The sequence below is a fragment of the Deefgea piscis genome, assembly GCF_019665785.1.
In the GTDB taxonomy this organism is placed as follows: Bacteria; Pseudomonadota; Gammaproteobacteria; order Burkholderiales; family Chitinibacteraceae; genus Deefgea.
Genome location: NZ_CP081149.1, coordinates 36,684 through 56,443, shown reverse-complemented (window position 1 = coordinate 56,443; position 19,760 = coordinate 36,684). Strand labels below are relative to the sequence as shown.

Here is a 19,760-nt window from a genome sequence, read left to right as displayed (position 1 = left end):
ATGCTGTGCCGCGCTCGTCGAGCTGGGGCTTTAAACCCCGTCCAAGCGCACCGAGTGCGGAGGGAGACAAACGGTTTTATCGTTTGGCTCACGACAATCGAGGGCACAGCGGAGCTGGGCGCGCTCGGGTCGCCTTTCTTTTCCCCCATTTTCTTTGGCGAGTCAAAGAAAATGGGGTCCCCGTCGCGGACTGCGATTGTAAAACAATGTGCCGCAGGCACTTAAAATCATCAAAACATAATCTGAACAAAGCCAAATACAGCGTATTGCTACTGCTGTGTTGGGCCATGCCAGTGCAGGCCGACTGGGGGCGATTATTTTATACCCCACAACAACGTCAGCAATTGCAAGCGAGCGCGCCGGTTGCAGCAATGCCAGTGGCTTCGCAACTACGGCGTTTTAACGGTGAATTAATTGGCCCGCGCGGTAAAGTGCAATGGTTGGATGGGAAAATTGCATCTGTGCCAGCGGGGGCTAAGCCTGGCTCTGTGGTCGATGTCAGAAAATAATTATTAAATTGTCATATGTATTTCAGCTAGGTAGTGCTTGAATAAGAAATGCATCGTTTTGATGTGCTGTTGACTGGGAGGATCGATGAAAAACATTAAGCCTTTATTGATCGCGTTTATCGCAATTGTCATTAGCGTTGCATTGCTGCAGATCGTGCTGCTGTTTGTTTTTTTGAATCAGCTTCAGTCGCTACGCCAGTACGAACACACTGAGATCGATCCTTTGGTGAAGTCTTTGGTACAAGTGAAATACGATGTGGTGCAGATCCAGCAGTACATTACCGACTCTGCGGTAACTCAAGAGAGCGATGGTATTGCTGACGCTAAAAAATCCCTTGCCAGTGCCGAAAAAAATATCGCTGCAATCAGTCAGCTGGCGCCCAAGATGCAAGCTTCAGCTGATTTGTTGCAAGCCAATGCGCGTCAATTATTGACGACTGGGCTGCAAATGGTCGCCACTTACGGTCAAAGCCGAGAAGCTGGTAATGTGCTGATGAAAGCGCCGCAAACAGGTTTTGACGCGCAAACGAATGCTTTGCAAGCGCAGATTGATCAAATGCAGCTCGCGGTGGATGCTTTGCAATCGCAAACGGCGAAAGAGATTGATCGCAAGGTAGACGCGATTTTTTGGCTCGGTTTAAGCATGAGCTTTGTTTTAGTGATCGTGGCAGGTCTTGGCGGTCTCTTTCTGTACCGTTTTATTATGAAAATATTGGGCGGAGAGCCCTCGGTGGGTAATGAGGCGGCACATTATTTAGAGCAAGGTGATTTAACCTATATCGTGCCGGTCAAAGAGGGGGATCAAACTAGCTTGCTGGCGACGCTATCGCGTATGCGTGGACGTTGGACTGATGTGATTTCTAGCTTGAACGGACAGACCGCGATGTTATTGGGCAGTGCCGAGCAATTAACGGATCAAGCCCAGCATTTATCGCTCTCAAGTGAGGCGCAAAGTCAAAATGCGCAGCAAATTTCTGCCAATGTCGATCAGCTCGCCAGCACAATGGCGAATATGGCCAAGCAAGCGACTGGGGCATTTGGTCAAGTCTCGGCAACGGGCGAGGCGGCGATGAAAACCACGCGGGTATTGCAAGAGGTTACGGATGAGGTGCTCAGTGTTGAGCAAAGTGTGTCGATGTCGGCGCAGCATATTGGCCAGTTACATGTGCAAATGAGCGAAATTAATTTAATTGTCACCACGATTCGCGAAGTCGCCGATCAAACTAATTTATTGGCTTTAAATGCCGCGATTGAGGCGGCGCGTGCCGGTGAAGCTGGGCGAGGATTTGCCGTGGTGGCAGATGAAGTGCGCAAACTGGCCGATCGTACCACTGGCTCGGCACGCTCAATTGGCGAAATGATTGCTGGTATTGGTGTTATGACTGATGAAATTATGAAAACCATCAAGCAAAGCGTCGAGCGGGTTGGTTCTGGGGTCAGTTTGATTAATGTCGCGCAATCGGAAATGCAGCAAGTGTTAAGCGCCTCAATCACCGCGAGTAAAGATATGGCGCAAATTCACGATGCGCTAGAAGAAATTAGCCGCAATACCGACGATATTGCCGATTCAGTCGAAAAAATCTCGCACTCCAGCCTTGATCATTCCTCCGCAGCGCAATCGGTGGCCATTACCAGCGGCAATATCAAGCAAGTGGCTGAGGCTTTGCGCGGTGATACAGCGTATTTTAAAGTCAGTAGTGGTAGCGATGATGATATGACTTTGTTCTAGCTTTTCGTCTCTGAGGTTAAAAACGCTGTAAACATGGTGTTACAGCGTTTTTTTATGGCTAGCGTAAAATGCGGGCATTGATTGCGTTTGGGCGCGGTAGCGGCGAAGGGGTAGTGAGTGTTTGATACGCGTTTGCGTTCTAATATTATCGCCTTGTACTTGGTACAGGGCCTTAATTATGTGGTGTCCTTTGTTACCTTCCCGTTTTTATTGGTGCAATTAGGCACCGAAGGCTTTGGCGTAATGAATTACGCCTTTGCGGCGATTCAATACGGCGTTTTGCTCACCGATTTTGGTTTTAATTTATCGGCAGTGCGCGATGTGGCGCAAGTACGTGATGACCCAAAAGCTGCAGCGAGGATTTTTTGGCGCGTGACTTGGGCCAAGCTCGGGCTGATGCTGGTGTCTAGCCTGATTTTATTGCTGCTGACTTTGACTGTAGGTAGCTGGCAAGCGCATTCTGAGGTTTTCTTGTGGAGCCAGCTATATATCCTTAGCTCGGTGTTGTTCCCAATCTGGTATTTCCAAGGCTTTGAAAAACTGCAGCTCGCTTCGGGCTTAATGGTCTTGGCACGTGCTCTGACCTTGGGCTTTTTATTGCTGTGGGTGAGTGGCCCCAATGACATCGTGTTGGCGGTGATTTTACAAGCTACACCGCAAATTTTGGCGGGCGTGGTCTGGTGGTTAACCGGTTGGGGCGTGGCCAAACCGGCGTGGGTAAGGATTCATTATTCCGAGCTCAAAACCGCGCTCAGAGCCAGCTGGCCGTTTTTCCTGTCGGCGATTTCAACCAGTCTTTACACCACATCAACCACGGTATTACTCGGTTTATTTTCGACCCCAGTGCAAGTGGGCTTATTTGCTGCAGCCAGCAAGCTGGTGTATATCGCCCAAGGCTTGATTGGCCCCTTGGTGCAAGCCACTTATCCACGGATTGCCCAATTAGCGGCTACCGATCAGCCAGCGGCAGTGCGTTTAATTCGCAAAGCGTTTTTGATTCAAGGTGCAGTGGGTTTAAGCATGGCCTTGATGCTGGCGCTGTTTTTGCCGCTACTCACACCGATCAGCGTGGCGTGGTTTGGTGCTGATTTTTCTTTATCCAAGGCTTTTTTAGCGTTAAGTGACTCACAAGCGGTGATGATGTGGTTTGCACCGGTGATTTTGCTCGGCGCTTTGTCTCTAGTGTATGGGCAGCAAACCTTGCTGGTATTTGGGTTTGAAGGCTATTTCAGCCGTGTGTTGGTGGCAGCAGGGATACTGAATGTGATCTTGATGTGTTGGTGGGTGCCCGGCTCGGCGCAAGGCGGCGTGCGTGCGGCGCAAAGTGTGTTGTGTGTGGAATTATTTATCGTGCTGGCTTTTTGGTGGCGCGCACGACCGATTTTTCGCCAAGCTAAAGCAATAAGGACAAATCCTTGATGAGTTTGGTTTCTTTTCTTTTGCCTTGTTTTAATTCCGAGGTGTATCTACAGCAAACCCTTGATTCAATTAAGGCTCAAACTTATACCCAGTGGGAATGTATTGCGATTGACGATGGCTCTACGGATGGCACTTGGGCTTTATTGCAGCAAGCTGCGGCGAGCGATCCGCGCTTTAAGGTGATTAGCCGCGAAAATCGCGGCTTGATCGCCACGCTGAACGAAGCCATTGCTTTGGCGCAAGGGCAATGGCTGGCGCGCATTGATGCTGATGATATTTGCTGGCCACAGCGGCTTGAAATGCAATTGGCGCGCTTGGCCCAAACCGGCGCTGATATTTGTGGCACTTGGGTGCGCTTTATTGGCGATCGCTCGGGTGAATGGCAAACGCAAAGTACCGATGCCAGCATTAAAACCGGCTTGCTGTTTAATTCAACGCTGGCGCATCCCACGGTGATGTTGCGCGCCAGTTTAGTCAAAGACGCAGGTTACGACGCGGGCGCGATTCACGCCGAAGACTACGCCCTCTGGTGCCGTTTGGCTTTGCAAGGCGCGGTGTTTACTGGTGTGCCAGCGGTGCTGCTCGATTATCGCTGTCATGCTGGGCAAATTACGCAGGCTAAAAAACAGCAACTGCGCGCCACCGCACAGAAAATTCGCCTTAATTACGCTAGGCAAGCGCTACCTTTGCCCTTGCAAGCCGTAGCGAGCGAATGGGCTGAGCTGCTAGAACCGGCTCGTGTACTAACAGTGAGCGAGTGTCGCAGTGTGTTTGCGATGCTATTGCAAATCGCGCAGTTTTCTCCGACAAGCCAACCCGCGCTGGCTGAGGCTTGGTTAGATGCTTTGCAGCGCACGCAAGGCGTGAGCCTGGGTATGTGCTTTGACGCTTTTTCTATAAAGGCTAAGCTACCCATACCCCAGTCAGAAGCCAAAAAATGGCATAAACAATTATGCCGTATGTTGATCAGTGATCGCGTGTGGCAAATCATCAAACGAGCGCAAGCATGAAAATCGCTATTTTTTTACGTGATTTGGGTCTGGGTGGCGTTGAGCGCTGCGCGGTCTTGGTCGGTGAAGCGTTAGCCGCACGCGGTTTCACGGTGACGCTGGTGCTGCTGGGCGGCAATCGTAATTTATGGACTTCACGAATTAGCCAAGTGCAAGTCGTTGATTTGTCGAGTATGTGGCAGCCGCTTAAACCATGGACATGGCTGGCCGGTTGGCGCGCCGCGCGCCGAGTGGCTCGCGAGCAGGATGTGGTGATTGCCGGGACATTTTTACTGCCGCTGTATATGGCGTACGCGGCAACGCTGGGTTTAAATAAACGGGTAATGGCTTGGGTGCATGGGCCGTTTTATGAGCTCGATCAGTTTGCCAAAATGAACCCAGTGCATCGCATGGCGTGCCAATTTGTGTATCGGCAGTTGGATGAATTGCTGTTTGTGTCTAATCACGCCAAAGATTCAATGGCGCGCTGGCTGGGCTGTACCGCCAAACCAAGTTGGCAAGTGCTGCCCAATTTTGTCGATGCCGCACAAGCAATGCCGAGCGCCGTGCCGCGCGCTGACCCTGCGCCATTGCGCTTGGTGTTTATTGGCCGAATTGCGACTGAAAAGCAGCCGCACTTGTGGCTGGATACGCTGGCGGCGCTCAATGCCAAAAACGTCGCGGCGCATCTCACTGTCGTTGGCGATGGCCCGCTGGAGACTTGGCTACTCGCCGTCGCTGCTGAGCGGCGCTTGAGCGGGCAAATCACCTTGGTTGGACGGCAAGATAATGTCAGCGATTATCTAGCGAGTGCTGATGTTTTATTGCTGACGTCGGGTTTTGAAGGCTGCCCTTTGGTGGTGCTTGAGTCCATGCCGATGGGCGTGCTGCTGGCGAGCACCAATGCCGGTGGGGTGTATGAGCTGTTTGCCGAACGGCGCGATGAATTTGTCGTTGGTGAAGCCAGCGGCGCAGCGTTGGCCGATTTAATCATTGCGCAGCAAACGCATGCTGCCGAGTTAAGTGAATGGCTCAAGCAACGCGCAAAATGCTATTCGCAGGACGCGTTGATTGATCGCTGGCAGGCGCTACTCACTGATCATCACGACGCTTAAGCCGCTTTGCTGACCGTTCATACCGAATGGGCTGGCATTTGCGACATCTTGTTACGCCAGAATGCGCGATTTTGCGGGTGAAAACCGTTAAAATAGCGCATTCACCGCCTAAAGCCTGCCATGAACCGCGCTGCACTTTTGATCCCCCATTTTAATAATCCGCAAGGTTTAGCGGCGTCCTTGGCCTCGGTCGGCGCGGATGAGTGTGTTGACGCGGTGATTGTTGACGACGGCAGTACGCGTGCGACCATCGACGAAGCCTTATGCCGCGCCGCGTGGCGCGCCAAAGGTGAGCTCAAATTTTATTATTTGCCGCACAATTGTGGCATTGAATACGCACTCAATACTGGGCTAGAAGCGATTTTGGCAGCGGGCTATGAATTTGTTGCGCGGCTCGATTGCGACGACCTGTGTGTATCTGATCGCATCGCGCGTCAGGTGGCCTTTCTAGACCAATACCCCGAAGTGTATTTACTCGGTAGTGCGGTGACTTTTTTTGATGCCTCGGGTGATCGCTTTACGCTGAATCAACCACAAACGCACGCGCAAATTGTGCGGCAGATGCATAAAGACAATGCCTTTACGCATCCGAGCGTGATGTTTCGCACTGCGGGTGTGAAGGAAATCGGCCTTTATCCAATCGATTGCCAGGCGGCGGAAGATTTTGCGTATTTCTGGGCCTTTGTTGCTCGCTACCAAACCGCCAATTTAGTCGAAGTGCTGACGCGCTCTGAATACAACGACAGCGGTATTTCGATGAGCCGCCGCCGCCAACAGCAAGCAATGCGAATCAAAATCCTCGCGCGCTACTTTGATTGGCAGCCACAGTCCTTGCTCAATATGGGCAAAGCGGCGGCATCGTTGGCACTACCACTATCATTGACCCGAAAAATTAAACGACTGCTTGGAGTTGGCACGTGGAATTGAGTTCAGTACGGATTGATATAGCTGAGCAAGGTTTTGCGTGGTTACGCGGTGTGCTAACGGTTGAGCAGTGCGTTGAGTTAAAAGTGCAAATGGGTGAGTTTGCCGTGGCTGCAGGTCGTGGTGGCGTGCGGCAAATTCATCAGAAAAATGCCGCAGTGCTAGCTTTAGCGTTGCAAGATGAGATTGCTCGTTTGGCTCAAGGGTTATTAAAAGAGCCCGTACATTTGGTGCGGTCGATCTTTTTTGATAAAACGCCGCAGCAAAATTGGTTGGTAACTTGGCATCAAGACTTAACAGTGACTGCAGCACAGACGTTTAATGCTGAGGGCTGGGGTCCATGGTCGAATAAAGAAAATATTAACCATGTTCAGCCTCCGTTGGATGTCTTGCAGTCGATGTTAACTATGCGTCTTCATTTAGATCGCACGACCAGTCAAAATGGCTGTTTGAAAGTGATTCCTCGTTCACATCTGGGTGGTATTGTTCGTACTGAATTGGATTTATCTGCATGTGATATAACGCAGTGCGAGGCAGAAGCTGGCGATATTTTGTTGATGTCACCGTTGTTGTGGCATGCCTCATCCAAAGCCGTTGAAGCCAGTAGCCGTCAAATTTTACATTTTGAATATTCAAATCATCGCTGCGCAATAGATTTAGCTTGGCCAGCATTGGAAACAGCATGAGTGAGCAGCACCCCGTTTTATTGTTAATCCCTCATTACAACAATCCCGATGGCTTACTGAAGTCATTGGCCAGTATTGGCGCGGATGAGCCGTGCGATGTGTTGGTAGTGGATGATGGCAGTACGCGCGCGCCGATAGAAATGGCGGCAGCGAATGCGGCATACCACGGTTGCGGCACGTTACGCGTGCTCAATTTGGCGCAAAATAAAGGCATCGAAGGGGCGCTGAATGCCGGTTTGCAATGGGCGAAATCGCGTGACTACACATGGATTGCGCGGCTCGATTGTGGCGATGAGAATGTATCGACCCGTATCGCCCGCCAATTGGCGTTCCTAGCGCAACACCCCAAGGTGGTGTTACTCGGTGGTGCAGCAAGCTTTGTTGATCAAAATGGCGTTGAGCAATTCGTATTGCGCCATCCCACTGAGCACGCTGAGATATTGCAATTTATGAAAAAAAACTCGGCGTATATTCACCCAAGCGTGATCTACAAATTATCAGCGGTTGATACGCTAGGGATGTATCCTCTGGACTTTCCAGCTGCAGAAGATTACGCGCTATTTTGGGCGTTGGCGCGGCAGTATGCCGTGGCCAATTTACCCGATGTGCTGATTAAGTATGAGCTCGACCCGAATGGCATTTCGCTGGGCAAGCGCAATACGCAGCTCAAATCTCGGTTGAAATTGCAAAAGAAATACTTTGATGGCAGTGCTGCGGCAATGGCTGGCATGGCCCGCACATTGGCACTGCTGGCCATGCCGTATGAGTTGGCGTTTAAAATCAAAGCCAAATTCAAACGTAGGAGCGGGCTTGCCCGCGAAGACCATGCCTGAAAGGGCGCACGCGGTAAATTTGCGCAAGGGGCGCGTTGCTATCGCAGATTGTGCATATGTGATTACTGCGGTATGTCATCAAAGACTGGCGCTATTGTCTGGCTTGTATGAGGCTCGTTGTGTGGTCAATGGATTTCGATCTTGTGATGATATGGGTTTGAGTCAAACCTTGGCGTTTGTGGTGATGCCGGATCATTTTCATTGGTTGTTAATATTAAAGGAAGGTGGTCTCGATTCGTTGTTAAGGCGACTAAAGTCAACAACGGCCATTGAGCTGAATAAAATGAACCAGCAAACTGGGCGACAAATTTGGCAAAAAGCTTATTACGATCATGCAATTCGTGCTGATGAAGATGTGAAGGCCGTAGCAAGATACATAGTGGCAAATCCTATTCGTGCAGGTTTAGTTAAGAATTTGTCTAATTTCTCATTTTGGGATGTGTGTTGGCTGTAAATGTGCTTTCGCGGGCAAGCCCGCTCCTACGAGTATCTGATGGAATTGATTTGATGAGTAAAATTATCCACGTGGTTGAGTCATTTGGCGCTGGCACTTTGTCTATGGTGTCGGCCATCGCCAACAGCCAGTCGCAAGACGGGCATCAAGTGACGGTGATTCATTCGGTGCGCGAGGAAACGCCAGCAGGATGGCGGGATTTATTTGTGCCAGCGGTCAATTGTATTCATTTGCCGATGCAGCGATCGATTCATCCTTTGAATGATTTTCGCACTGGCCGCGCTTTATTTAAATGGATTGATTCGATTGCGCCCGATGTGGTGCATTTGCATTCCAGCAAAGCTGGGGCGCTTGGGCGCTTGGTGAGTTTGGCGTGGGCTTTACGCTCAGATGGGCCGCGCTGGTTTTTTTCTCCGCATGGCTTGTCTTTTTTGCAGCGCGCTGAAGGTCGTTTGAAAAACGGCATTTTCTTAACGATTGAAAAACTCCTCGCCGGGGTGCCGGTGACCTTTATTGCCTGTTCAAAGTCGGAGGGTGAAGAAATTCGCCAGCATTTATCCGGCAATGTGGTGGTGGTAAATAACGCGGTCGATTTAGCCGCGATTCCAGAGGCGCATTGTTTGACTGCCGATTCCGCACTTTCCACGTCTCGCCGTTTGCGCATTGGCACGGTGGGTCGCGTTTGTTTGGCGCGTAATCCGGAGTTTTTTGCCGAAGTGGCTAGCAAAATGACCAGCGACGAGCTGGAGTTTGTCTGGGTGGGAGGTGGCGAGGTCAGTGGCGAGGCCGCACTGCGCGCAGCAGGCGTTGCTGTGTCGGGCTGGTGTGATCGTGCTGCGGCATTGGCGCAATTGGCAACGTTGGATATTTATATTCAAACTAGTCGCTGGGAAGGCTTGCCAGTGGCGGCGATTGAAGCGATGGCGGCCGGTTTACCGGTGGTTGCGACCGATGTCGTTGGCAATCGTGATTTAGTAAAAAATGGCGAAAACGGTTATTTGGCGCATACGCCAGATGAGTTTGTCGCGCATTTACAGACTTTGGTCGCCGAGCCGGCATTACGCCGGCAGTTGGGGCAACAAGCGCAGGCTTTTGCGCTGGAGTTTTATTCTTTAACACCCATGATGGCGAGCTTATATGCCGCGTATGGCATTGCGCCAACGGCAGATAAGGCGCAGAAAGAGACGCAATGATTCAAGAAAAACACTTACAAGCTGAGCGCGCCAAACCTTGGTTGGCGCTGGCTGATTTTATGGCCTTGGCGGTGTCGTTTGGCGTGGCGATGCTGCTGTTGTGGATTTTTCGCTATGACCGCATTTCAGCCAGTTTTGGTCTGTGGTGGGCTTGGGAAGGGCAGCAACAAGGCTTGGCATTTTTAGGTTTGGCCTTGATTACCATTGCCAGTTTTTGGTGGCGTGGGCATTACAGTTTGCGCCTGCCTTTTTGGGATGAATTGCTCGAAATTTTGCGCGCCTTGTTGTTGGCGGCCTTACTCAATGGCATGTTGGTCTTGCTGGGTAAATTTACCGTGTCGCGTTTTTTGTGGCCGGTGTCTTGGGGTGTGGCGCTGGTGTTGCTGCCGTATTTTCGCAGCTTAATGCGCGATTGCTTATTAAAAAAACGGATTTGGCAATTGCCCACGGTAATTATTGGCGCTGGAGCCAATGCGGTTGAAGCGTATCGGGCGATGTATAGCGAGCGCCAGTTGGGCTTTGAAGTGCAGGCGTTTTTGTCAGTCGATCAAGACGCGCCCGATGAATTACAGATTAATGGCGAGCGTTTGCCGGTGGTGCGTTTAGAGCGCGAAGCGCTATTGGCTTGGCTCAGTAGCAATGGTCGCCCGCACGTGGTGATTGCGGTGAATGAAGATGAATTGCGCCAGTTAGAAACGCAAATCGAGCAACTTTCGCTGCGGTATAAAGACATCCATATTATTCCGCCAATTGCCGGTTTGCCTTTGTTTGGCGTCGTGCCGCATCATTTTTTTAGTCATGAAGTCTTGCTGCTGCGTGTTCGCAATAATCTATTGGTTAAACCGCTGATTGTGTTAAAACGCGCTTTTGATTTATTCGGTGCGGTGTGCGGTATTTTGCTGCTGAGTCCTTTGCTGGCCTATGTAATGTGGCGAATTAAGTGCGAAGGCGGGCCAGGGGCTATTTTCTTTGGTCATGTGCGGGTGGGAATGAATGGCGTGCCATTTAAGTGCTGGAAATTCCGCACCATGGTGCACAATTCGCAAGAAGTGCTCGAGCATTTATTGGCGAGCGATCCGCAAGCGCGAGCTGAATGGGACACGGATTTCAAGCTGAAAAATGATCCGCGGATTACCAAAATTGGCGCATTTTTACGCAAAACCAGTCTCGATGAAATCCCGCAATTGTGGAACGTAATTTGCGGTGAGATGTCCTTGGTTGGGCCTCGCCCGATTATCGATGCTGAACTTGAGCGCTATGGCGATAAAGTTGATTTTTATCTTGAAGCTCGTCCGGGTTTAACTGGCTTGTGGCAGGTTTCTGGTCGCAACGACACCACTTACGCCGAGCGCGTGGCGCTCGATGCGTGGTATGTCAAAAATTGGAATTTGTGGTACGACATTGCGATTGTCTGCAAAACGATTAAAACCGTGGTCAGTGGACGTGGTGCTTATTAAAAGCGGGGAATAGGGAGTAGGGATTGGGGATTAAGGGCGGGTGAGTCATGTGTTTTTGACTTTATTCCTTATTCCCAACTCCCCACTCCCTGATTTTAAGAGGTTGAGTTGATGCAAGATTTTGTTCAATGGTTCCGTCAAGCTGCGCCGTATATTCACGCATTTCGTGGTCGCACGTTTGTGATTGCCTTAGGCGGCGAAGTGGTTCGTGATGGCAAGTTTGCCACGCTAACGCATGACATTAATTTGTTGACCAGCCTTGGGGTGCGCTTAATTGTGGTGCACGGTGCGCGTCCACAAATTGAGGCACGAATTGCCGAGCGCGGTTTGGAAGGCCGTTATTTAAACGGCATTCGGGTAACTGATCAGCCATCACTGGAATGCGTGATTCAAGCGGCAGGCCATGTGCGCGTTGAAATCGAATCTTGGCTCTCGATGGGGCTGCCTAATTCGCCGATGGCCAATGCCGATATTCGCGTTTCGGCAGGTAATTTTATTACCGCGCAGCCGATGGGTGTACGCGATGGCGTTGATCTGCAATACACCGGTGAAGTGCGTAAAGTCGATACCACGGCGATTAATTACCGCATGGACGATGGCGAGCTGGTATTGATTTCAACCATCGGTTATTCGCCAACCGGCGAGATTTTTAATCTGACCTTAGAAGACGTTGCTACCTCGACGGCGATAGCCTTAAAAGCCGATAAATTGCTGTTTTTATTTGGCCAAGATGGGGTGATTAATGATGCCGGTGAGTTGCAAACCGAGTTGACCGCTTTAGCTGCCGAGCAGTTTTTGGCCGAACATCCTGATGCCAACGACGATGTGTCTTTGTATCTACCGTGTGCGATTCGTTCAGTGCGCAATGGCGTGCAGCGGGCGCATTTGATTAGCAATAATGTCGACGGCAGTTTGTTGATGGAATTGTTTACCCACGATGGCATTGGCACGATGATTTCGCGTGAGCCACTCGAAACCTTGCGCCAAGCAACGATTGACGATATTGGTCGAATGCTAGCGCTAATCGAGCCGCTAGAAGATCAAGGTGTGTTGGTTAAACGCGGCCGTGAATTACTTGAGCGCGAAGTGCATCGTTATTCGGTGCTTGAGCATGATGGTAAAACCATCGGGATTGTGGCGATTCATCCATTCCCCAATAGCAAAATGGCCGAGTTGGCTTGCCTCGTGATTCATCCAGATTATCGCGATGAAGATCGTGGAGCTGATTTGCTACGCCACGTTGAGCAACAGGCCCGTGGATTGGGCATCGAAAAGCTATTTGCTTTAACCACCCGCACCAGCCATTGGTTTGTCGAGCGTGGCTTTAAGCAAGCTTCGGTGGATGATTTGCCAATGGAGAAAAAAGAGTTGTACAACTATCAGCGGCGATCGAAGGTGTTTATTAAAGTTTTGCAGCGCTAGTCTCGGTACATAATCGCTGATTGTGTCGCGTTTCGTTCGCTAATATGCGGTTTTACTTATATTGCATTTTGAGGGATAGTAAGCTTTAGTATGTCTTTATCTTCCCTTTCTTTGCGTTCGCGTTTTATTTTGGCCTGTATTGCGGTACAGGCGCTATTATTGCTCGCATTATTGTTCAATACCCACCGTATTTGGTCGGAGATGGCGCAAGAGCAAGAGACTGCGCATATACAGGCACTCTCTAGCTTATTGAATGCGGTGTTCTTACCCTCGATGATCGAAGGCGATCGAGTTAAAGCGGCCGATATTCTCAATCATCTTCAGCTGGCGGACGAAATCGATTATTTGGTGTTGCTCGATGAGCAGCAACAAATGATTGCCGCGCGTGGCTGGGATATTTCAAAAAAACTGCCCGCCAGTAGCAATCACCATTCGTATTCATTGTGGGATCGCCCAACGTTAGAGCATGTACGCGCGCCTTTGGTCGTCAATGGCGTGCAATTGGGCGAGCTCAGTTTTGGGCTGAGCAATGTTAGTGCTTATCGCAGCTTCCAGTATTTAATTTGGCAAAATGGCCTGATTGTGATGCTGGGTTTTATGGCCATCATGGGTTTAATGCTGTTGGCGGCGTGGTGGATTTCGCGGCATCTATATCGCCTAATTCAAGCCACTGAAACCGCTGCAACGGGTTATTTTGAGCCGGTCTTGGCCGCCAATGGTTCCGGTGAAATCGCTAAAATATCGCAGCGCTTTAATGATATGGCGCGCGCGATTAAGGCGCACGTGATGGCATTAAAAGACAGCGAAGCGCAATATCAAACCATCGCTGACGCCAGCAATAGCGCCGAGCTGTGGATCAATCCGGCAGGGCAATTGGTTTGGGCCAATGCCATGGTGGTACGCATTACCGGATATTCGGTGAATGAATGCTTATTGCTACCGGATTTTCCATTAACCATTGCCACGCCAGAAGAGCGCTTGCGCGTTGAAGACACCTTTTTACAGGCCGTTAATAATAAATCCACTGAGCAAGATTACGAATTTCGCGCCATGCGCCGCGATGGCAGTTTATTTTGGGTGTCGGTGAGTTGGCAGCCGATGTTCAATGCCGAACAACGCTATTTAGGCCTCAGAATCAGCCTGCGTGACAATACTGAAATCAAAGATGAGCGTTTAGCATTACGTAAATCGGTGATTGAATTACGTCAGATTCAGTCCTTGGGCAAAAGCTATTTACAGCACGCCGAATCAGAGCGCGCGCGTATGCTGGCTTTGTTGGCCGCAATGCGCTTTGGGGTGTTGTTTGTTGATAATGACCATCGGATTGTTTTTTTTAATCCCGCCTTTTGTGAAATATGGGGTTTGTCGTCGTCGCAAGCCATGATTGGCCGCCCAGTTGGGCAGGTTTTGCAATTGGCCGATAATCGCCCGGCACTCAGTGATGTGCTGTCTTGTTATTTGGAAGAGCACACTGCGTTGGAAGATCGGGTTGATTTTGGTGAGGTTACGCTCAATGATCGCCGAGTCATCGTACAAAACTGCTACCGCGTAACCGACCCACAAGGCGTGACCAATGGTCGAATGTGGGTGTATGAAGACGTTACGCAGCAGCGTTTAATCGCTGAGCGGATGGTGAACTTGGCCGAGCGTGACGCATTAACCGGTTTATTTAACCGCCATCGCTTTCAGCAAGAATTAGAGCGCATGGTCAGCGAAGCCAATCGGCGCGACCAGCAAATGGCCTTGGTGTTTTTTGATTTAGACGAATTTAAGCTGGTTAACGATAGTTTTGGGCATACCGTTGGCGATGAATTGCTTAAAAATATTGCGCGTGAAGTCAATAAGCAAGTGCGTCGACATGAAGTCTTTGCGCGTCTGGGTGGCGATGAATTTGCGGTGCTACTACCCACTTGCGATGAGTTTGAAGTGAGTAAACTGGCCGATCGCATTGTGCAAACGGTAATGCAGATTCAATTTGCCGCTGGCAATCATTTAATGCGTCCTTCGGCATCGGTCGGCGTAGCGATTTATCCATTGCACGCTAATTCTGCGGATCAATTGGTCGCCCACGCCGATACGGCAATGTATCAAGCAAAAGCTGCAGGCAAGAATACTTGGCGTATTTATCGACCGGACGCCGATCACTCACGCAATGAGTTAAGCCGATTGTCGTGGAAAGAGCGCATTGTTGATGCCTTAGAAAACGATGGTTTTGAGCTGCATTACCAAGGTATTTATTACACCCACAATCGGCAATTAGCGCATTTAGAAGCCTTGGTGCGAATGAAAGATCCCGATGTCGAGGGCGGTTGTATTATGCCGGGCAACTTTATTGGCCATGCGGAAAAAACCGGCAAAATCATCGATTTAGATCGCTGGGTGATTAAAGAAGTGATTCGACTATTAGCCCAATATCCAGATTGCCCGTCGATTGCGGTCAATGTGTCGGGACGATCATTTGATGAGCCCGAATTGCCGCTGTATATCGCCAGCTTGCTCACGCAATACGCGGTAGATCCAAAACGCTTATTGGTTGAATTAACCGAAACATCGGCAGTATCTGATTTATCCGACGCCCAGCGATTTATTGACGCGCTACGCTCAACCGGTTGTGTGGTGTGTTTGGATGACTTTGGCGTGGGTTTTGCGTCGTTTGCGTATTTGAAGCAGCTCAAAGCCGACGTGTTAAAAATCGACGGGCTGTTTATTCGTGATTTGCCCAATGATAGAGACAGCCAGATTTTTGTTCGTGGCATGGTCAGTATTGCGCATGATATGGGCAAAACGACGATTGCTGAGTTTGTCGAAAGCGAAACGATTTTTAATATGTTACTTGAATTTGGTGTGGATCAAGTCCAAGGATATTGGCTCGATCAACCGCAAAAAAACCACCCTGGCCTTAAGTAGTATGTCGCTGCAGGTATTGATAATAAAGGCCTGCAACAATATGCATCTATGATTTGGTCTTCTACTGATCTGCAACTAAGACCTAGTTGCAGATCCATCCTCTTCAATCGCTTATTGGCTAATCACCGCTTGGATGTTTTTCTCACCGGTCACTCGGCTGATGGTATTCATTGCCTCGCTGCGGCTGGCAAAAGGCCCGAGTCGAACGCGGTAAAGGTTGCTGCTGCTTTGGATGCTGAGTTTATCGCTGTCTTGATCAAGCTCTCTCGCGACGTGCGCTTTAAAGCTTTCGGCGTTGCTTTGCGTCGAAAACGCACCGAGTTGCACAAACACTTTGCCATTGCTTTCGGCGACAGGGATGGGCCGTGGCTTATTGTTTACCGGCGCCGGTGTGCTATGAACGGCGACTTTGGCGTTGGCAATAATGTCGCTCGGCGCGTCGCTAGGCATCAAGCTTTCTACAATGACTTCGGCGCTGCCATTATTGGCGTAGCCCAAACGGCAAGCGGCCAAAAAAGACAAATCCATCACTCGGCCTTTATGAAATGGCCCGCGATCATTCACCCGAACAATCACGCTACGGCCATTTTTAACATTGGTCACGCGGGCATAGCTGGGGATCGACAGCGTTGGATGCGCTGCCGTCATTTGAAACATATCGTAGGTTTCGCCAATACTGGTTTTTTGCCCATGAAATTTACGCCCATACCAGCTGGCAATGCCTTGCTCTTTGTAGCCATCAATTTGGCTATGCGGGGTAAACGACAGTCCGAGTACGGTATACGGGCGATTGGCCCATTTATGCGGCGTTTCCCAGCGTGGAATCGGTTCGAGCACTTGATCTAAATTGGCGGGAAAATCCGCCATCGGGCCGTCGTCTTTATAAAAAGCCCCGTTGCCGGAGCTGGCCTTATAGCTGCAGTTATACGGCGATGGGGTGCCGGTAATGGTTGACGGTTGAGTCGGTGCAGGAACTACCGGTCGTGGTGTGGGTTTTTCAGGCGTGCTGCTACAAGCGGCCAGTAATAAACTGGCGCACACTAGCGTAGCCGAGTGAGTGAGTTTCATATTAAGCCTTCATCAGTGGGCGATCACGCTGGATGCTCATTAAAATACCGAAACCGGCCAAAATCGAAACCATTGACGTGCCACCATAGGAAATCAGCGGTAAAGGCACGCCAACCACCGGCAGCATGCCAGTGACCATGCCCATATTTACCAGTGCATAGGTAAAGAAATTCATCGAAATTGCACCTGCCAATAGGCGACCAAACAAGGTTGAAGCACTATTGGCAATCATTAAGCCACGGAAAATCACCGCCAAATACAGCACTAATAACAAACCATTGCCCAGCAAACCAAATTCTTCACCATACACTGCGAAAATAAAGTCAGTGGTGCGCTCAGGGATAAAATCCAGATGGGTTTGCGTGCCAGCTAGCCAGCCTTTACCAAATAAACCACCCGAGCCAATGGCAATCGTGCCTTGAATAATGTGGTAGCCCGCGCCAAGTGGATCTTCCATTGGGTTGAGCATGGTGGCGATTCGGCGGCATTGGTATTCGTGCAAAATATTAATGCACAAGTCCCAATGGGTAACGATGTAGGCGATAACGGCAATCGCCGCACTCATCACTGCCAATACTGCCCAAGGTAGGCCGGCAAAAAATAAGATATAAAAGCCCGATGATGCAACCAGCAAACTGGTGCCTAAATCGGGCTGCTTCATAATTAACAGCACCGGAATGATAATAATGAATGCGCCAGCAACATAATGGCGTTTACCAAGGCTGGCTTGGAAATGATTGAAATACCACGCCACCATTAGCGGTAAGGCAATCCGCATGATTTCTGATGGCTGAATTCGGGTAATCCCAATATTGAGCCAACGGGTTGCACCGTGGCTGGTAATACCAAAAAACTCCACCAAAATCAGCAAAATGACCCCACCAACATAAGCGGGTAAAGCCAGTTGCATTAAGGTTCTTTGCTGAATATTGGCGACAAACCACAAGATGCCCAGCGAGATGCCCATAAAGACCACTTTATCGGTCACGCGTTCTAAATCGCGATTGGATGCGGAATACAAGACACCCGCCGAAACGGCAAACACCAGTAAAATCAAAATAAATAGCGCAGGATCAATTGGGCGCTTGATACGATCCCAGATATAGCTAATCACCGGTCACTTCCTCGACGATGGCGGGTACGGCCGATGCCGTTTTGCTCGGTGGATCTTCAGGCATTTTGCCCGTGATGTAATAATCGAGCACTTTACGCGCAATCGGTGCTGCTGCTTGTGCACCAAAACCGCCATTTTCAACAATCACGGCCAGCGCAATTGTTGGTTTGTCTGACGGCGCAAAAGCAATAAACCATGAGTGATCACGTAAACGCTCTTTGACTGTATGTGCGTTATATTTGGCGCCTTTTAAGCTATACACCTGCGCCGTACCGGTTTTGCCGGCCGATACATATTGCGCGCCACGAAATACATTGGCGCCAGTACCAATGGTCATTACGCCTTCCATACCACGGATAACACGTTCAATATTGGCGGGTTTCCAGTCCATGGTTTTGAGGGGTTTGGGCTCGACCAAGGTTTTGGCACCGCTGCGCGGATCGGTTAATGTGGCAACAACGTGTGGACGAAATGCTAAACCGCGATTGGCCAATGTTGCAGTGGCATGCGCCATTTGCATTGGGGTAAAGGCGTTATAACCTTGACCAATCCCGATGGACACCGTTTCGCCCGAATACCATTTTTGTTGTGCTGGATTTTTAAAACGGGATTTTTTCCACTCGGGGCTCGGTAAAATCCCCGGACGCTCGCCAGGTAAATCCACGCCTGTTGGGCGGCCAAAATCTAAGGTGCCCATAAACTTGGCGATATTGTCGATGCCCATTTGCACGGCGAGTTGGTAGAAATAAGTATCACTGGATAATGCAATCGAGCGATCAAAACTCATCGAGCCATAACCGCCTTTTTTGGAATCATTAAACCGATGTCCGCCGTAAATAAAATAGCCGGGGTCAGAAATCGTTTGATGCACTAAAGGTAAGTTTTGTTCGAGCGCCGCCATGGCCATAAATGGCTTATACGTTGATCCGGGCGGGTATTCGCCGCGAATTGCGCGATTAAGTAAGGGTTTGTCGATCGAGGTATTGAGCTCATTCCAGCTCACCGGATCAATGCCATCGACAAATAAATTCGGGTCAAATCCAGGTTTAGACACCAGTGCCAAAATACCGCCGGTTTGCGGGTCGATCGCTACCAATGAGCCACGGCGTTCACCAAATTGCTTTTCGATCATTTCTTGCAGCTTGATATCAATCGACAACGTTAAGTCTTTGCCCGATTGTGGCGCGGTGCGCTTGAGCGTTCGCACAGCACGGCCACCAGAATCGATTTCAACTTGTTCAAAGCCAGTTTGGCCGTGCAGTTGTTTTTCATAACTGCTTTCTATGCCTAACTTGCCGATGTAATCGGTGCCGCGATAGTTGGCATATACATCGTCGTCTTTGAGGTTTTTAATGTCTCGATCATTAATTCGGCCGATATAGCCGATCAAATGACTGCCCACTTCACCCAAGGGATATTGGCGGAACAAGCGCGCTTTGAGCTCAACGCCGGGAAATAAATAACTTTGCGAAGCAAAGCGCGCCACCTCTTCGTCACTTAAGCGGGTACGAATCGGTAGCGTTTCAAAGTCTTTAGTTTCGTCTTGTAGCTTTTTAAAGCGACGGCGATCACGCGGCGTAATGTCGACAATGCCTTTTAAGCTGGCAATGGTTTCATCTAAGTTAGCGACTTTGGATGGCGTGATTTCTAAGGTGTAGGCCGAAAAATTGTGCGCCAGAATCACCCCGTTACGGTCGCGAATAATGCCGCGCGATGGCGGAATAGGTACTAAAGAAATACGATTTTGTTCGGCTAATGTCAGGTAGCGGTCGTGCTCAACTACTTGTAACCAAAAAAAGCGCGCAAATAACACGCCAAACATCAGAAAAATAAATAGCACAGCAACAATCAGGCGGATTTGAAATGCAAAACGCTCGCCTTTAGGATTGATAACAACATTCTTACTCATGGCAAACACCATTGCGGCCTGCCAAACAACCA

16 protein-coding genes are annotated in these 19,760 nt (G+C 49.9%); 13 read left to right on the top strand and 3 right to left on the bottom strand.

All coding sequences use genetic code 11. The annotated features are described in order from the left end of the window. Positions 1-206: 206 nt before the first annotated feature. The 13 genes from K4H25_RS00265 (at position 207) to K4H25_RS00205 (ending at position 15,637) form a co-directional block, all read left to right on the top strand. Positions 207-509, top strand: a complete 303-nt coding sequence (locus K4H25_RS00265) for a hypothetical protein (RefSeq protein ID WP_221021506.1) — start codon at positions 207-209, stop codon at positions 507-509. Positions 510-594: 85 nt separating this feature from the next. Further along, positions 595-2,238, top strand: coding sequence for a methyl-accepting chemotaxis protein (locus K4H25_RS00260; RefSeq protein WP_221021505.1), 1,644 nt, complete (start codon positions 595-597; stop codon positions 2,236-2,238). Positions 2,239-2,355: 117 nt separating this feature from the next. Then, positions 2,356-3,657 carry an oligosaccharide flippase family protein gene (locus tag K4H25_RS00255; RefSeq protein WP_221021504.1) on the top strand — a complete coding sequence of 434 codons (1,302 nt, stop codon included), beginning with the start codon at positions 2,356-2,358 and terminating at the stop codon, positions 3,655-3,657. Then, positions 3,657-4,667 carry a glycosyltransferase family 2 protein gene (locus K4H25_RS00250; RefSeq protein ID WP_221021503.1) on the top strand — a complete coding sequence of 337 codons (1,011 nt, stop codon included), beginning with the start codon at positions 3,657-3,659 and terminating at the stop codon, positions 4,665-4,667. Before K4H25_RS00255 ends, K4H25_RS00250 begins: the two co-directional genes overlap by 1 nt. Beyond that, positions 4,664-5,761: a glycosyltransferase gene (locus K4H25_RS00245; RefSeq protein WP_221021502.1), complete on the top strand. Its 1,098-nt coding sequence runs from the start codon at positions 4,664-4,666 to the stop codon at positions 5,759-5,761. The genes K4H25_RS00250 and K4H25_RS00245 overlap by 4 nt, the downstream gene beginning before the upstream one ends. A gap of 120 nt (positions 5,762-5,881) precedes the next feature. Beyond that, positions 5,882-6,688, top strand: a complete 807-nt coding sequence (locus K4H25_RS00240; protein WP_221021501.1) for a glycosyltransferase — start codon at positions 5,882-5,884, stop codon at positions 6,686-6,688. Next, entirely contained in the window at positions 6,679-7,371 is a 693-nt protein-coding gene (locus K4H25_RS00235) for a phytanoyl-CoA dioxygenase family protein (protein WP_221021500.1), read from the top strand. The genes K4H25_RS00240 and K4H25_RS00235 overlap by 10 nt, the downstream gene beginning before the upstream one ends. Further along, a complete protein-coding gene (locus tag K4H25_RS00230) occupies positions 7,368-8,204 on the top strand; it encodes a glycosyltransferase (protein WP_221021499.1) in 837 nt (278 codons plus the stop codon). Before K4H25_RS00235 ends, K4H25_RS00230 begins: the two co-directional genes overlap by 4 nt. Further along, entirely contained in the window at positions 8,182-8,658 is a 477-nt protein-coding gene (locus K4H25_RS00225) for an REP-associated tyrosine transposase (RefSeq protein WP_221021498.1), read from the top strand. Before K4H25_RS00230 ends, K4H25_RS00225 begins: the two co-directional genes overlap by 23 nt. A 53-nt stretch (positions 8,659-8,711) precedes the next feature. Then, positions 8,712-9,851, top strand: a complete 1,140-nt coding sequence (locus K4H25_RS00220; protein WP_221021497.1) for a glycosyltransferase — start codon at positions 8,712-8,714, stop codon at positions 9,849-9,851. Continuing rightward, on the top strand, positions 9,848-11,308 hold the full coding sequence (wbaP, locus tag K4H25_RS00215) for an undecaprenyl-phosphate galactose phosphotransferase WbaP (protein ID WP_221021496.1): 1,461 nt from the start codon (positions 9,848-9,850) through the stop codon (positions 11,306-11,308). Before K4H25_RS00220 ends, wbaP begins: the two co-directional genes overlap by 4 nt. 111 nt (positions 11,309-11,419) lie before the next feature. Then, positions 11,420-12,730, top strand: coding sequence for an amino-acid N-acetyltransferase (gene argA / locus K4H25_RS00210; protein ID WP_221021495.1), 1,311 nt, complete (start codon positions 11,420-11,422; stop codon positions 12,728-12,730). Positions 12,731-12,820: 90 nt separating this feature from the next. Beyond that, positions 12,821-15,637, top strand: a complete 2,817-nt coding sequence (locus K4H25_RS00205) for a sensor domain-containing protein (RefSeq protein ID WP_221021494.1) — start codon at positions 12,821-12,823, stop codon at positions 15,635-15,637. Between the two features lie 111 nt (positions 15,638-15,748). Here the strand turns inward: K4H25_RS00205 and K4H25_RS00200 are convergent, their stop codons facing one another. The 3 genes from K4H25_RS00200 to mrdA are packed head-to-tail and all read right to left on the bottom strand — an operon-like array spanning position 15,749 to position 19,728. Then, positions 15,749-16,705, bottom strand: a complete 957-nt coding sequence (locus K4H25_RS00200) for a septal ring lytic transglycosylase RlpA family protein (RefSeq protein ID WP_221021493.1) — start codon at positions 16,703-16,705, stop codon at positions 15,749-15,751. 1 nt (position 16,706) lies between these two features. Further along, positions 16,707-17,819, bottom strand: coding sequence for a rod shape-determining protein RodA (gene rodA, locus K4H25_RS00195; RefSeq protein ID WP_255587820.1), 1,113 nt, complete (start codon positions 17,817-17,819; stop codon positions 16,707-16,709). Further along, positions 17,812-19,728: a penicillin-binding protein 2 gene (gene mrdA / locus K4H25_RS00190; protein WP_255587833.1), complete on the bottom strand. Its 1,917-nt coding sequence runs from the start codon at positions 19,726-19,728 to the stop codon at positions 17,812-17,814. Before mrdA ends, rodA begins: the two co-directional genes overlap by 8 nt. Between the last annotated feature and the right edge of the window lie 32 nt (positions 19,729-19,760).